This is a genomic window from Streptomyces sp. NPDC026206 (assembly GCF_040638465.1).
Classification (GTDB): Bacteria; Actinomycetota; Actinomycetes; order Streptomycetales; family Streptomycetaceae; genus Streptomyces.
Map to the genome: position 1 here is coordinate 215,418 of NZ_JBEZYL010000009.1, position 15,483 is coordinate 230,900.

Consider the following 15,483-nt stretch of genomic DNA (forward strand, 5'->3'; position numbering starts at 1 on the left):
CAGAGGCGGCGGAGGCAGCGCGGTGGCCGCCGGGCCGGCCGGTCCGGTGCGCCGGGCCGCGCCGCCGCTCGGCGTCGCCGCCGGGCTGGGCGCGGCCGTCACCTGGGTGGGCGCGGTGGACCCCAACCTGCCCGGCCGCTACCCCGCCTGCCCGCTGCTGCGCTGGACGGGCCTGTACTGCCCCGGCTGCGGCGGCCTGCGCGGCCTGCACGCCCTCGCCCACGGCGACCTCGCCGCCGCCCTCGGCGCGAACGCCCTGGCCCTCGCCGGGTACGCCGCCTTCGCCGTGCTCTGGGTGCTGTGGCTGATCAAGGCGGTACGGACAGGCGGGGGTATGCCGGTCGATTTGCGGGCAAAACACTGGTGGGCTCTGGCCGGGCTCGTTCTCGCCTTCACCGTCGTGCGGAATCTGCCGTTCGGGTCGGCGCTCGCGCCGTGAGCGGTCCCAGCGTCCAGCCGGTTGTCCACCTGGCGGAACCTGCGTCAACCGGATGCGAAACCTTCGCCCTCCGGCAAGTACCATCGCAGTGCCTGGTGAGGTGATATCCCGCCGCACCAGCCCAGACCATCCGAGTCCGGAAGGGGGCCGCTCGCGTGAGTGTGCTCGACGAGATCATCGACGGAGTCCGTGCCGACCTCGCGGAACGGCAGGCGCGCGTCGGCCTCGACGAGCTCAAGGAGCGCGCGGCCAAGGCCCCGCAGGCCAAGGACGGAGTCGCCGCCCTGCGCGGCGAGAACGTCAGCGTGATCTGCGAGGTCAAGCGGTCGAGCCCCTCCAAGGGCGCCCTCGCGGCCATCGCCGACCCGGCGGGCCTCGCCGCGGACTACGAGGCGGGCGGCGCGGCCGTCATCAGCGTCCTCACCGAGCAGCGGCGCTTCGGCGGCTCGCTCGCCGACCTGGAGGCCGTCCGGGCCCGCGTCGACATCCCGATCCTGCGCAAGGACTTCATCGTCACCGCCTACCAGCTGTGGGAGGCACGCGCCTACGGGGCCGACCTGGCCCTGCTGATCGTCGCCGCGCTGGAGCAGGAGGCCCTCGTCTCCCTCATCGAGCGGGCCGAGTCCATCGGGCTCACGCCTCTGGTCGAGGTGCACGACGAGGAGGAGGTCCAGCGCGCGGTGGACGCCGGCGCCCGGATCATCGGCGTCAACGCCCGCAACCTCAAGACCCTCGAGGTCGACCGCGACACCTTCGCCCGCGTCGCCCCCGAGATCCCGGACGGCATCGTCAAGATCGCCGAGTCCGGCGTGCGCGGCCCGCACGACCTCATCGCCTACGCCAACGACGGCGCCGACGCCGTGCTGGTGGGCGAGTCCCTGGTCACCGGCCGCGACCCCAAGGGCGCCGTCTCCGACCTGGTCGCGGCCGGGGCGCACCCGGCCCTGCGGCACGGGCGGGGCTGACAACCCGGATGAACCGCCGCCGCGCCTGCCGTACGGTGCCGGGCCGACGCCCGGCCCCCGTCGGCATGCCCACGGCCGGGCGGGCGGCCGCTGCCCTCATGGCCGCTTCCGTCGCCGGTCCGGCGACGGGGCAAGCGGCCGGCCCGGCGGCCCAGGACCCGTACGCACGGCTCGCCCGCGGCTGCCGGCCGCGTGGCTGCCGTGCGCCCGCACGGCGCGTCCTCGGGCGCCGCGTGCGGTATCACATCGGCTGCGAGCCGGGGCAGATCAACGGGATGCGATGGCGCGGAGCAGCTCCGCTGTAGCCGTTCGCCATCACCGGGTGCGGCGCCTGTGCGCCCGCCCACACCTTCATAGGAGTACGTCAGTGTCCTCTGACTTCTTCGTTCCCGACCCCGAAGGCCGGATCCCCAGCGCCGAAGGCTACTTCGGCGCGTTCGGCGGCAAGTTCATCCCCGAGGCCCTCGTCGCCGCCGTCGACGAGGTCGCCGCCGAGTACGAGAAGGCCAAGGCGGACCCCGCCTTCGCCGCCGAGCTCAACGAGCTCATGGTCAACTACACCGGCCGGCCCAGCGCCCTCACCGAGGTGCGCCGCTTCGCCGAACACGCAGGCGGCGCCCGGGTGTTCCTCAAGCGCGAGGACCTCAACCACACCGGCTCCCACAAGATCAACAACGTGCTGGGCCAGGCCCTGCTGACCAAGCGCATGGGCAAGACCCGCGTCATCGCCGAGACCGGCGCCGGCCAGCACGGCGTGGCGACCGCGACGGCGTGCGCCCTCTTCGGCCTCGAATGCACCGTCTACATGGGCGAGGTCGACACCGAGCGGCAGGCCCTGAACGTCGCCCGCATGCGGATGCTCGGCGCCGAGGTCGTCGCCGTGAAGTCCGGCAGCCGCACGCTCAAGGACGCCATCAACGAGGCGTTCCGCGACTGGGTCGCCAACGTCGACCGCACCCACTACCTCTTCGGCACGGTCGCCGGCCCGCACCCCTTCCCGGCACTGGTCCGCGACTTCCACCGCGTCATCGGCGTCGAGGCCCGCCGCCAGATCCTGGAGCGGGCCGGCCGCCTCCCGGACGCCGCCGTGGCCTGCGTCGGCGGCGGCTCCAACGCCATCGGCCTCTTCCACGCCTTCCTGCCGGACACCGGCGTCCGCCTGGTCGGCTGTGAACCGGGCGGCCACGGCGTGGCGTCCGGCGAGCACGCGGCCACGCTCACCGCCGGCACCCCCGGCATCCTGCACGGCTCGCGCAGTTACGTCCTGCAGGACGAGGACGGCCAGATCACCGAGCCGTACTCCATCTCGGCGGGCCTGGACTACCCCGGCATCGGCCCCGAGCACTCGTACCTCAAGGACACCGGCCGCGCCGAGTACCGCGCCGTCACCGACGACGACGCCATGCAGGCGCTGCGCCTGCTCTCCCGCACCGAGGGCATCATCCCGGCCATCGAGAGCGCCCACGCGCTCGCCGGCGCCCTGGAGCTGGGCCGCGAGCTCGGCAAGGACGGCCTGATCCTGGTGAACCTCTCCGGACGCGGCGACAAGGACATGGACACGGCGGCCCGCTACTTCGGGCTGTACGAGGCGGGGGACCGGTAATGGCGGGCAACATCGAACTGCTGAGCTCGGTCCTGGCCGCGGCGAAGTCCGAGAACCGCGCCGCGCTGGTCGGTTACCTCCCGGCCGGCTTCCCCACCGTCGACGACGGCGTACGGGCCATCACCGCGATGCTCGACGGCGGCTGTGACGTCGTCGAGGTCGGCCTGCCGCACAGCGACCCGGTCCTGGACGGCCCCGTCATCCAGACCGCGGACGACATCGCCCTGCGCGGCGGCATCAAGATCACCGACGTGATCCGTACGGTGAAGGAAGCGCATGAGCTGACGGGCGCGCCCGTGCTGTGCATGACGTACTGGAACCCCGTCGACGCCTATGGCGTGGAGCGGTTCGCCGCCGACCTCGCCGCCGCCGGGGGAGCGGGCTGCATCCTGCCCGACCTCCCGGTCGAGGAGTCCGAGGTCTGGCGCAAGGCCGCCGAACAGCACGGGCTGGCCACGGTGTTCGTCGTGGCGCCGAGCAGCCGCGACGAACGGCTCGCCAAGATCACCGCGGCGGGCAGCGGCTTCGTCTACGCCGCCTCCCTGATGGGCGTGACGGGAACGCGGGAGTCGGTCGGCCAGGAGGCCCAGGAGCTCGTGCGCCGCACCCGTGCGGTCACCGAACTGCCGGTCTGCGTCGGCCTCGGCGTCTCCAACGCCCGGCAGGCCGAGGAGGTCGCCCAGTTCGCCGACGGTGTCATCGTCGGCTCCGCCTTCGTCAAGCGCCTGCTGGACGCCCCGGATCTGGAGAGCGGCCTGACCGCGGTCCGCGCCCTCGCGGGCGAGCTGGCGGAAGGCGTGCGCAGGCGCGCGTAACCCTTCCGATGGTCACGTACCTCGTTTGAAGGAAACGCGGACCGGGGGCGCGCATGGGCGTACCCCCGGTTCGTTGTACCCGGACGTGAGCCAGAAGAACAGCGACGGTAAGCGCAGCGCCCGTGAGCGGCTGCAGGAACAGCGCCAGCAGGAGGAGTCCCGCGCCAAGCGCAGGCGGACCCTGATCGCGGGCGTCGTGGTGGTGGCGGTCCTCGGCGTGGGCGCCGGGGTCGCGGCCCTGGTGGCCGGCTCCCGGCAGGGCAAGGACAACAAGCAGCAGTCCGGCCCGCTCGTCGCTCCGCAGGGCGCCATCGGCAAGGACAACCTCGCCATCCCGGTCGGCAACCCCGCCGCCAAGGCCACCCTCGTCGTCTACGAGGACTTCCGCTGCCCGGCCTGCAGCCAGTTCGAGAACGGCTTCCGCGAGACGATCAACGACTTGGAGGGCAAGGGCCGGCTGAAGGCCGAGTACCACCTGGTCGCCCTCATCGACAAAAACCTCCGCGGCTCCGGCTCCCTCAACGGCGCCAACGCCGCGGCCTGCGCCCAGGACGCCGGAAAGTTCGCCGCCTACCACGACGAGCTCTACAAGAACCAGCCTCCGGAGACCGACGACGCCTACGGCAAGAAGTCCCGCCTCCTGGAACTCGCCGGCAAGGTAGACGGCCTGAAGTCCCCCGCCTTCGAGAAGTGCGTCAACGACGGCACCCACGACAGCTGGGTCCAGAAGTCGCAGGACAACTTCAGCACCTCAGGCCTCCGCGGCACCCCCACGGTCCTCCTCAACGGCAAGAGCCTCTACGGCGACCCGACGAAGCCGCTGACGCCGGAGAAGTTCCGGCAACTGGTGGCGGAGGCGCAGAAGTAGGGGTGAAGGAGATGGCTTGATCCCGCCGTTGCTGACAGCGGATGAAGTGTCAGCATTTGCCATGAGGCAGGTGATTTATAGACCCGGCGCCCGGCAATGGAACTGTGAGTTCCGTAACTTGACGTGGCGTTATGCCCCCTATGGGGTTGAGTGAAGATCGCTTAAGTAGTAAACATGGACGATTTTTGCTCACTCCATAGGGAAATTTGTGCGTTTCACGAGATACATAGCCTTCGCCATGGCCTTTGTCATGGCCCTGCTATGCGGCACCGAACAGGTCGCGCTAGCAGTCGATCAATGGAATCGAAGTTCACTCAGAGGCCCAGGCGCCCCCGGCCAGCGCTGGGGATCAGCCGCGGGCCGCGACCACCGGACCCCCGGCGGCGCCACCGAGGCCGCGACCAAGGGCGGCCGCCCCGGAGCACTCGAGGCCCCCGGACAACTGCCGGCCGAACACAAGCTGACCCAGCAGGAGCTGGCCGGCAAGCCGCAGCAGCCCACGATGGGCCCGGCGGAGCCGGCCAAGGCTCCCGCCGTCCCGGCGCCGCAGGGCTTCTCCGAGAAGAAGAGCAAGGAGCTGCCCGCGGAGAGGAAGGAGCGCCAGCGCACCTTCCTCAACGAGGACGGCACCTACACGACGCGGCACTACAACGAGCCGGTCAACCGCCGCACCGCCGACGGCGCGTGGGAGAAGATCGACTCCACGCTGACCCGTCCCGAGCAGAAGGTCACGCGCTCGGCGGGCGAGGCTGCTCCCCTCTGGGAGACCCGATCGACTGCCGTCGCCATCCGCTTCTCCCCAACCTCTGACGCGGACCCGGTGCTGCGCATGGGCCTGGACGACGGGATCGCGCTGGCCTACGGGCTCGAGGGCGCCTCACATGCGACGGGCACGGTGGACGGCAGCGTCATCACGTACCCCGACGCCCGCCCCTCCGCCAACCTGCGGTACATCGCCAGTAACGACGCGGTCAAGGAGACCCTCGTCCTCAAGAGCAAGGACGCGCCCACCGAGTGGCGTTTCCCGCTCAGCACCGAGGGTCTGACGGCCAAGCCGGACGACCAGGGCGGGGTGGTGTTCACCGACAAGGCCGGTAAGCAGCGCGCCCGGATCCCGGCCGGCTGGATGGAGGACTCCCACCTCGCGGAGAACGCCAACCAGGGCGAGATCTCCTCGGGCGTCCGCTACACCCTCGCGACGGAGAAGGGCCGCCAGGTCCTGATCGTCACCCTCGACAAGGACTGGCTGAACGCGCCGGAGCGCGTGTTCCCGGTGAAGGTGGACCCGTCGGTCAAGGGCGTCACCTCGACCTCCGGTACGTACGTGCAGTCCCCGTACACCCAGGACTTCTCGACCGACACCATCCTCAAGGCCGGCACGTACGACGGCGGAACGCACAAGGCCGCATCGTTCCTCCGTTTCGACGGCGTAGAGAGCTCGCTGAAGAACGCCTGGGTGCTCGACGCGAAGCTGTCGCTGTACAACACCTGGTCGTACTCCTGCGACGCGCGGCCGGTGACCGTCCACGGCATCACGTCGGACTGGTCGGAGTCGTCGACCAAGTCGTACCCCGGGCCGGACACCGGCCCGTCCCTGGTGTCCAAGAGCTTCGCGCATGGCTGGCGCCCGCCGAACACGGAGTCGTGGTCGTGCGGCGCCGCATGGGAGTCCATCAGTCTCGGCTCGGACGGCCGACAGCTCGTCGACGACTGGACCCATGGACGGAAGAAGAACTACGGACTCGCGGTCAAGGCATCGGACTCGGACAGCAAGAGCTGGAAGCAGTTCGGTTCCGACGACTACCCGAACGGCAACCCGCGCCTGGACATCACCTGGACCAAGTACGGCGCGACCTACAAGCTGGGCAACTTCACCGCGCCGGTGACCGCGACCTCTCAGGGGTCCATGCAGGTCACCGTGACCAACCAGGGCCAGGACACCTGGACCAAGGGCGGCAACATCCAGCTGCGCTACAACCTCCTGGACGCCTCAGGCAAGGAGATCAACGATACGTCGCGCATCGCATGGACGCCCATGCCGCGCGACGTCGCCCCGGGACAGAGCGTCACTCTGGACGCGAAGATCGCCCCGCTGGCTCCCGCCGAGTACACGCTGCAGTGGACCATGGACGTGCTCGACGGTCCGCGTTTCACCAGTGAAGGCGTCCCGGGCCCGGCCGTGAAGTTCTCGGCCGTGAACCTGCCGCCGCAGCTGACCGCCGAGTCGCCGGCCAGCGGTGCGGTGCTGAACTCCCTGACCCCGACCCTGTGGGCCGCGGGCAAGGACGCCGACCACTCCCCGAGCGGCGCGCTGCAGTACAGCTTCGAGATCTGCGAGGTCGAGGGCAAGGACGCCCGCAAGAACTGCCGGAGCGGCACGCAGAGCACCGCTCAGCAGTGGGCCGTACCGGCCGGCTGGCTGTCCTGGAGCAAGACCTACGCCTGGTACGCCTACGTCTTCGATGGCAAGGACACCTCTGCCCGGCAGAACCCGGCCTACTTCTCCACGCAGGTACCGCAACCCCCTGTGACCGGGCACCTGGGAGGTGACAGCGGACGCGAGTTCGGTGTGCGCTCGGGCAACTACTCGACTCAGGCGGCCGACGCGGCCGTTCCCACGGTCGGTCCGGAGCTGTCGGCCGTGCGCACCTACAATTCCCTCGACCCGCGTACGGACAACGTCTTCGGCGCGGGCTGGTCGACTCGCTGGGACATGCGCACGGTTGCCGAGAGCACCGGCAACATCGTCGTCACCCTGGCCAACGGCACGCGGATGCGGTTCGGCAAGAACACCGACGGCACCTTCGCCGCACCGGCCGGCAGCCCGACCACCCTCACCTCCGCCGCCGGCGGCGGCTGGGTGCTGCGGGACAAGTCGGCCACCACGTACTCCTTCGACCCCACCGGCCGGCTGACGAAGATCACCGACGGTTCGGGCAGGGAGCAGCGCCTGACGTACACCGACGGCAAGCTGACCGAGGCCCGCGACATCCTGTCGGGGCGCTCGCTCGCCTTCAGCTGGAGCGGAGGCAAGGTCGCCTCGGCCACGGCCAAGGGGACCGGCACCGGTGCCGACGGACTGACGTGGGCGTACACCTACAGCGGTGACCGTCTCACCAAGGTCTGCCCGCCGGCCGCCACCGACAAGTGCACGGTGTACGAGTACGGCGACGGCTCGCTCTACCGCAGCATGGTGCTCGACCAGAACCCCGTCTCCTACTGGCGCCTCGGCGAGGCCCAGGGCGCGATCGCCGCAAGCGACGCCCCCTCCCGCACCGGCCTCAACCAGGCCCTGTACCGGGATGTGAAGCTGGGATCGGCCGGGGCCGTGGCGGGCACGTCCGACAAGGGAGCCGCCTTCGACGGCACCAACTCCTACGTCGAGCTGCCCGAGGACACCCTGCGGACGTCGACCTTCCTGACGACCGAGCTGTGGTTCAAGACCACCAAGCCCGGCGTGCTGGTCGGCTTCCAGGACGGCCGCCTGGACGACGGCCAGCCCAACGACTGGACTCCCGCCCTCTCCGTCAACAGTTCGGGCAAACTGGTCGGGCAGTACTGGACCGGAAGGGTCCAGCCCATCATCAGCGGCAGCGCCGTCAACGACGACTCCTGGCACCACGCGGCGCTCACCGCCGCCGGAACCACGCAGTCGCTGTACCTCGACGGTGTCCTGGTCGGCTCGCTGACCGGGCCGATCGACCACCGCAAGCAGTCCTTCACCTACCTGGGCGCCGGCTACTCCAGCGTCGCCTGGGACGGTCTGCCGTACGGCGTGCACCGATTCACCGGCCTCATGGACGAGGTGGCCGTCTACCACCAGTCCCTGGACGCCACCACCGTGGCCGAGCACTACCGGGCACGCGCCGCGACGGGCCGGCTGACCAAGGCCACCCTCCCCTCCGGGCGCGTCCACGCCCAGGTCACCTACGACGCCGGCACCGGCCGGGTCGCGGAGACCACGGACGACAAGGGCGGTACGTGGAAGGTCTCCGCGCCGGTCTACTCCGCGGGTTCGGCGGCGTACGCCGACACGGTCCGCACGTCCGGGCCCGTGGAGTTCTGGCGGCTGGGTGACCGGAGCGGTTCCACCGCGGCCAACGACATCACCGGCGGAGCCGACGGTGCCTATCGCGACGGCGTGACGCTCGGCGCGGTCGGGGCATTCTCCGACGGCGACGACGGTTCGGCTGCGTTCGACGGCTCAGCCGGTGCCGTCGAGGTTCCCACGGACCCGCTGAAGGGAGCCGACGCGCTCACCTTCGAACTGTGGTTCCGTACCGGGAAACAGGGCGTCCTGCTGGGTCTGCAGAACGCGGAGCTGGGCAAGACGCCGACCGACTGGAACCCGAGCCTGCTGGTCGACTCGGACGGCAAGCTGCGGGGCCAGCTGTGGCACGGCGGCTCCTGGCAGCCGATCATCTCCGGGAAGAAGGTCACCGACAACGAATGGCACCATGCCGTTCTGTCCGGTGGTACCAGTGGGCAGGCGCTCTATCTCGACGGCGCGAAGGCGGGATCCCTGGCCGGTGCCGCCAAGCCGGAGACGCTGGACCACGCCTACCTCGGCGCCGGCTACTCCAGCCAGGGCTGGGACGGCCAGAGCGCCGGAACCCGCTACCTCACCGGTCAGCTGGACGAGGTGGCCTTCTACACCAAGGAGCTGACGGAGGGCACGGTTGCCGAGCACTACCGCTCGCGCACCGGTCTGGTCTCCGGCGACGGCGCCCACTACCGGGGCACGGTCACCGCGGACGCGCCGTCCGGCTACTGGCGCCTCGATGAGACCAGCGGGGACAAGGCCCGCAGCAAGACCGCGGTGTACGCCGGCGACGGCACGTACACCAAGGCCAAGCTCGGTACCACCGGCGCCTTCGGGCCCGGCGACAACGGCGCCGTGACCCTGGCCGGTGACGGCTCGGTCGAGCTGCCGTACGGCGTCATGGGCAACACGCCGGCGATGTCGGCGGAGCTGTGGTTCCGTACCGGCAAGCCGAGCAGCGTCCTGCTGGGCCTGCAGAACGCGGAGCTGGGCAAGACGCCGACCGACTGGAACCCGAGCCTGCTCGTCGACTCGGACGGCAAGCTCCGGGGCCAGCTGTGGCACGGCGGCTCCGGAAAGCCGATCATCTCGGGGACGACCGTCACCGACAACCAGTGGCACCACGTCGTGCTCACCGGCGGCACCAGCAGCCAGTCCCTCTACCTCGACGGTGCGAAGGTCGGAAGCCTGGCCGAGCCGTCCAAGCCCGAGACGATGGCCCACACCTACCTCGGTGGCGGCTACTCGAGCGAGAGCTGGGACGGAAAGGCTCCCGGCACCCGCTACTTCACCGGTGACCTCGACGAAGCGGCCTTCTACCCGAAGGAGCTGACCGAGGACCAGGTGTCCGAGCACTACCGGGCCATGCGCTACTCCGGGATGTCCTCGCTCACCTCGACCATCAGCGTCACCGACCCGGCGGGCCGGAACAGCAGCGCGACGTACGACGCCCTGCGCGGTCAGCGCCCGGTGACCGCGACGGACGCGGAGGGCGGCCGGATCACCTACGCGTACGACACCGGCGGCTTCCTGCACACGGTGACCGACCCCAACGGCCACGTGGCCGTCTCCGGCCACGATGCCCGCGGCAACACGGTCTCCAGGACCACGTGCCGTGACGCCAACTCCTGCTGGACGTCGTTCACCGACTACTACCTGAACAGCGCCGACCCGCTCGACCCGCGCAACGACAAGCCGACGGCCACCCGCGACGCCCGCTCCACGAGCGCCCGCGACGACCGTTTCCGCACGTCGATGACGTACACGGCGCTGGGCCTGCCGGACACGACGGTGCTGCCCGACGGACGGAAGTCCGTCACGGCGTACACCACCGGCCAGGAGGCCGCGGTCGGCGGCGGAACCGTTCCGGCCGGACTGGTTCGCAGCGTCACCGCCCCCGGTGGCGCTGTAACGGAGTACTCCTACACGGCCCAGGGCGACCTCGCCCAGGCCACGGCTCCGTCCGGACTCGTCACGCGCTACGCCTACGACGGCATCGGCCGGAAGCTGTCCGAGACCCAGGTCTCCGACAGCCAGCCGAACGGCGTGACCACGACCTTCGCCTACGACTCCATGTCACGGATCGTCTCCGAGACCGGTGCCGCGGTGAAGAACGAGGTCACGGGCGCGACCCACACCGCCAAGGTCACGCGTGCCTTCGACGCCGACGGCAAGCTGCTGACCGAGTCCTTGGAGGACACCTCGGGCGGTGACGCCAAGCGCACCGTCTCCCACCACTACGACGAGCACGGTCTCGAGGACAGGACGACCGACGCCGAGGGCAACGAGAGCATCGTCGCCTTCGACGTGTTCGGCCGCACCGCTCGCACGACCGACGCCCTCGGGACCACCTACGAGTTCCGCTACACGGCCGCCGGCCGTCCCGCGGAAACGGTCCTCAAGGACTGGAAGGGCGACCCCTCCGGGGATGCCAGGGACCTGGTAGTGGTCTCCAACGCCTACGACCCGGCAGGCCGCCTGGCCTCGACGGTGGACGCGATGGGAACCACCACCGCCTACGCCTACTACGACGACGGCAAGCTCGCGTCGAAGACGGCCAAGCGCGTCACCCAGGCCGACGGCAGCAAGCACGACATCGTTCTTGAGGCCAACGCCTATGACGGCGCGGGGAACCTGACCCAGCGGACCGCCGACGGCGGCACCGCCACCGTCGCCAATACCGTGGACGCCTCCGGCCGCGTCACGCGCAGCGTGCTCGACCCCAACGGGCTCAACCGCTGGACCGAGTTCACCTACGACGACGCCGACCGGCCCGTCGAGCAGAAGACCGCGCTGAGCGCCCAGCGCTCCACCTACGACAAGGCAGGCAACAAGCTCACTCAGACCGTCGTCGACGGCGACCGCACGCGTACGGCGAAGTTCGCCTACGACCAGCGGGGTCTGCCCGTCGCGGCCGTCACGCCGCGCGGCACCGAAACCGGCGCGGACGCCTCGGCCTTCACCAGCGTCAACCGCTACGACGCCCTCGGCCGCCTTGTGGAGCAGACCGCCCCGCAGATCCAGGCCGAGAAGCCGGGCCAGCAGCCCGAGGCCGTCAAGCCGACCACCCTCAGGGGGTACAACACCTTCGGTGAGGTCACCGACGCCCGTGCCGCGAACGGGTCGGTGACCCGTACCGAGGTCGACAAGCTCGGGCGTGCCACCGCCGTCACCCTGCCCGACTACACCCCGCCGGGCGGGGAGAAGGTCACTGCCGTCTCCCGGGTCGCCTACGACCCCCTGGGCCGCAAGTCGGTGACCACCGACCCGCTGGGCCGGACCGTCAGCTACGCCTACGACCAGCTGGGCCACCTGATCCGGCAGTCGCTCCCGGCGACCAGCCTGCTGAACAGCAACCTCGGCAGTGATGGCAGCAGTCTGCAGGAGCCCTCACCGCTCGAGGACAAGGCGAATCGTTTCACCTGGACGCCCACGGGCCTCCAGCTCTCCGCCACCGGCCCCACCGGCGCGCGGGCCGAGGCAACGTACGACGAGCTCGGCCGGCAGCTGACGGCGACGACCGTCGAGCGCTACCCGTCGGTGCTGAACCTGACCACGCGCTACGCCTGGGACGACGCGGGTCGTCAGACCTCGTCCACGAGCCCGGCGGGCCGGGTCACGACCGCCACGTACAACGTGGCGGGCGAGATTCTGACCGCCGCGATGCCGGGTGGGGGGACGACGAAGCTCGCCTACGACGCCCTCGGCCGCCGGACCGAGTCCGTCGATGCGACGGGCCGTAAGAGCGTCACGCGCTACGACGGCTTCGGCAGCGTGGTCGGCACCGTCGACTACGGCACCGGCACCACTGCACTGCGGTCCACCGCGGTGGAGTACGACGCCGATGGCAACCGCACCTCCGCCACCTCGGCGACCGGGGCGAAGGCCACCTTCGCGTACGACGCTCTGGGCCGGATGACGCAGCAGGCCGAGCCGGTGGCGGACGGCAAGTCCATCACCACCTCGTTCGGCTACGACGTGCTGGGCAACCGCACGCGCCTGACGGACGGCCGTGGCAACGTCACGACCTACTCCTTCACCCCGTGGGGCCTGCCCGAGTCCACGATCGAGCCCGCGACCGCGGCCCAGCCGAAGCCGGCGGACCGCACGTGGACGAAGGTCTACGACGCGGCGGGCCAGAACGTGGCCGAGCTGCTGCCCGGTGGCGTGGAGCGGCACAGCACGTTCGACGTCTACGGTCGCCTGACCAAGGAGACAGGCACGGGTGCCGAGGCCGGCACCAACGACCGGACCCTGGAGCACGACCTCGCGGGCCGTCTCACCAAGGCGGGCTCGGGTGACGTTCTCAACCCCAACACCTACACCTACAACGACCGCGGCCAGCTGCTGACCACCGACGGTCCTGGAGGCAAGTCCACCTACACCTACGACGCCGATGGCGCCATGACGACCCGGACCGACAAGGCCGGGACGACGACGTACGGTTACGACGTCGCGGGCCGGCTGAACCGGACCGAGGACGCTGTGACCGGCGGCCAGACGGTGACCGCCTACGACCCGGCGGGTCGCGTCCAGCAGGAGCAGTACGCCACGAAGCCGGCCGGTGCCACCGACTGGAAGAACGGTGGCAAGCGCGACTACACCTATGACCCGCTCGGCCGTCTGACAGAGTCCAAGGTCACCAGTGCGGACGGTACGACTCAGGTCATGTCGACCGCGTACGCCTACGACCTCAACAACCTCCTGACCACGAAGACCACCAGTGGCGTCTCCGGCGCCGGAAAGGAGACGTACGAATACGACAAGTCCGGCCGTATGACGTCTTGGACGAGTGACGGCAAGACCACGTCCTACGCGTGGGACGAAGCGGGCAACCGGGTCAAGGCCGGCGACATCGCCGCCACCTTCGACGAGGCCAACCGTCAGCTCACCGCCGGCACCACCCGCTATGGCTACACGCCGCGCGGCACGCTCGCCTCGGTCGACTCGGGCAGCGGCAAGCGCTCGCTGACGCACGACGCCTTCGAGCGCCGCATCGCCGACGGGGACACGAAGTTCAGCTACGACTCGCTGGACCGGGTCAGCCGGCATGGCGACACCGCCTTCACGTACGACGGCGGCTCCAACAACCTGGTCTCGGACGGCACCAGCACCTACAGCCGGACGCCGGGCGGCACACTGCTCGGCAGCACCGACGGCACGACCGCGCAGCGGTCCGTGACCGACCAGCACACGGATGTGGTCGCCGGTCTGTCGCCCGACGGTACGAAGGTCGTGGGCTCCACGTCCTACGACCCGTTCGGTTCGGTGCGGGCGAAGGCCGGTTCGCGTTCCTCCCTGGGCTTCCAGTCAGGCTGGACCGACCCGGCGAGCGGCGACGTCAACATGGCCTCGCGCTGGTACCAGCCGGGCACGGGAAGCTTCGCCTCCCGTGACACGTGGCAGCTCGACCCGAGCCCGTCGGCTCAGGCGAACCGCTACCTCTATGGCAACGGGTCCCCGCTGAACAGCATCGATCCGACGGGCCACTGGGGCTGGGGCTGGGACTGGGACGATGTGGTTCTCACGCCTTGGCGGAGCAGCCCCATGGGAATCGCTGTAAAGGTCTTCGAGTGGGCCAGCTCGCCCACACCGTTGGCTGATGACAGCTGCTCCGGCAACCCGGGGATGTGTTACAGCCAGCGTGAGTCAGATCTCGAAGGATGGGCCCCGAGCGGCTTTGGGTACAAGAGATCGCCTCTGCGCTACGAAGACGACTACTACGAGGAGGAAGACGACTACTACTACGAGGAGGACGATTCCGGTAGCGACGACAACGGGTACAGCCCGCCCCGCGGCGGAGGTCGCGGTGGTGGCGGTGGCGGCGGGGGTATCCCCCGACCGCGCATCATCAAGCCGCCGAAGCCGCCCATCATCCAGAATCCCAACCGTGGTACGCATCCCGTCTCTGCTCCGACACTCCTCGCGCCGGTCGCCACTTTCGTAGGAACGACCGTAACGGCAGCAACGGCCGCTGCGACGACCGCTCTGACGGTCACGGCCCAGGCGCTGGTCGACCTCGCTGCGATCGCCCTGTTCACGCCGGATCCGGTATCGGACGGAAACTCCGGCCATGACACACAGTCCGACAATCAAGGCGACTGTCGTCGGGGCGGGACCGGATGGCGTGAGTACAGCCCGCGCGACAACGCCCACGGTGGCCGGGCAACCGGTATCGATGCTTGTCTAGACACCGCCTTCCTCGAAGTGAACAAGGGGAGTTATGCGAATTCTGAAATCAGGCCGCCGGGATATGAGTGGGCAGGGCGCTATGCCGGTCACCTCGGTCTCGTACCGAGGACTTTCATAAATAACTGTCATCTGCTGGCAAGAGAACTCAGCGGATCGGGCGAAGACTTGGACAACTTGGCCACCTGCTCTCGTCAGGCAAACACCTATGTGCAGGGTGACGGGCGGCTCGGGGACACTATGCGCAGGTACGAGGAGCAGGTAAAATCTGCCATTGATGGAGGGCAGGTAGTAAGGTATCAAGTAACGCCAAAATACTCTGGGGATCGCACGGTTCCGGTGTCCTTCGAAATGTCTGCTCAAGGTACGAACGCTGACGGTAGTCCTGGCATCGAGTTCGATGAAGTGATACCTAACTCTCTTTACAGCCCGAAGTTCAGGCAGTGGAGAAACCTGGGGACCGTGACATATGGTGGAAGTCCCCAGCCGACCGGAGGGCAACGATGAATTCGAATCAGTCTCGACGGAATCCCCTGGAGTCGGGGCTTACTGAACTCCGCGT

7 protein-coding genes are annotated in these 15,483 nt (G+C 69.6%); all 7 read left to right on the plus strand.

Annotated features, from left to right (window positions below):
* Nucleotides 1–22 precede the first annotated feature (22 nt).
* The 7 genes from AB0F13_RS16160 to AB0F13_RS16190 all read left to right on the plus strand — a co-directional run bounded on the left by AB0F13_RS16160 (nt 23) and on the right by AB0F13_RS16190 (nt 15,428).
* Complete coding sequence (locus tag AB0F13_RS16160) at nt 23–439, plus strand: DUF2752 domain-containing protein (protein WP_362081620.1); 417 nt, start codon at nt 23–25, stop codon at nt 437–439.
* A gap of 155 nt (nt 440–594) precedes the next feature.
* Nucleotides 595–1,404 carry an indole-3-glycerol phosphate synthase TrpC gene (gene trpC, locus AB0F13_RS16165; protein WP_362081498.1) on the plus strand — a complete coding sequence of 270 codons (810 nt, stop codon included), beginning with the start codon at nt 595–597 and terminating at the stop codon, nt 1,402–1,404.
* Nucleotides 1,405–1,502: 98 nt separating this feature from the next.
* Nucleotides 1,503–1,709 (plus strand): hypothetical protein, encoded by a 207-nt coding sequence (locus tag AB0F13_RS16170; protein WP_362081501.1) that lies wholly within the window; start codon nt 1,503–1,505, stop codon nt 1,707–1,709.
* Between the two features lie 62 nt (nt 1,710–1,771).
* Entirely contained in the window at nt 1,772–3,007 is a 1,236-nt protein-coding gene (gene trpB, locus AB0F13_RS16175; RefSeq protein WP_362081504.1) for a tryptophan synthase subunit beta, read from the plus strand.
* Nucleotides 3,007–3,822 carry a tryptophan synthase subunit alpha gene (gene trpA / locus AB0F13_RS16180; protein WP_362081506.1) on the plus strand — a complete coding sequence of 272 codons (816 nt, stop codon included), beginning with the start codon at nt 3,007–3,009 and terminating at the stop codon, nt 3,820–3,822. The genes trpB and trpA overlap by 1 nt, the downstream gene beginning before the upstream one ends.
* Before the next feature lie 85 nt (nt 3,823–3,907).
* Complete coding sequence (locus tag AB0F13_RS16185; protein ID WP_362081509.1) at nt 3,908–4,690, plus strand: thioredoxin domain-containing protein; 783 nt, start codon at nt 3,908–3,910, stop codon at nt 4,688–4,690.
* Nucleotides 4,691–4,928: 238 nt separating this feature from the next.
* Entirely contained in the window at nt 4,929–15,428 is a 10,500-nt protein-coding gene (locus tag AB0F13_RS16190) for a LamG-like jellyroll fold domain-containing protein (protein WP_362081512.1), read from the plus strand.
* The last annotated feature ends 55 nt before the right edge of the window (nt 15,429–15,483 follow it).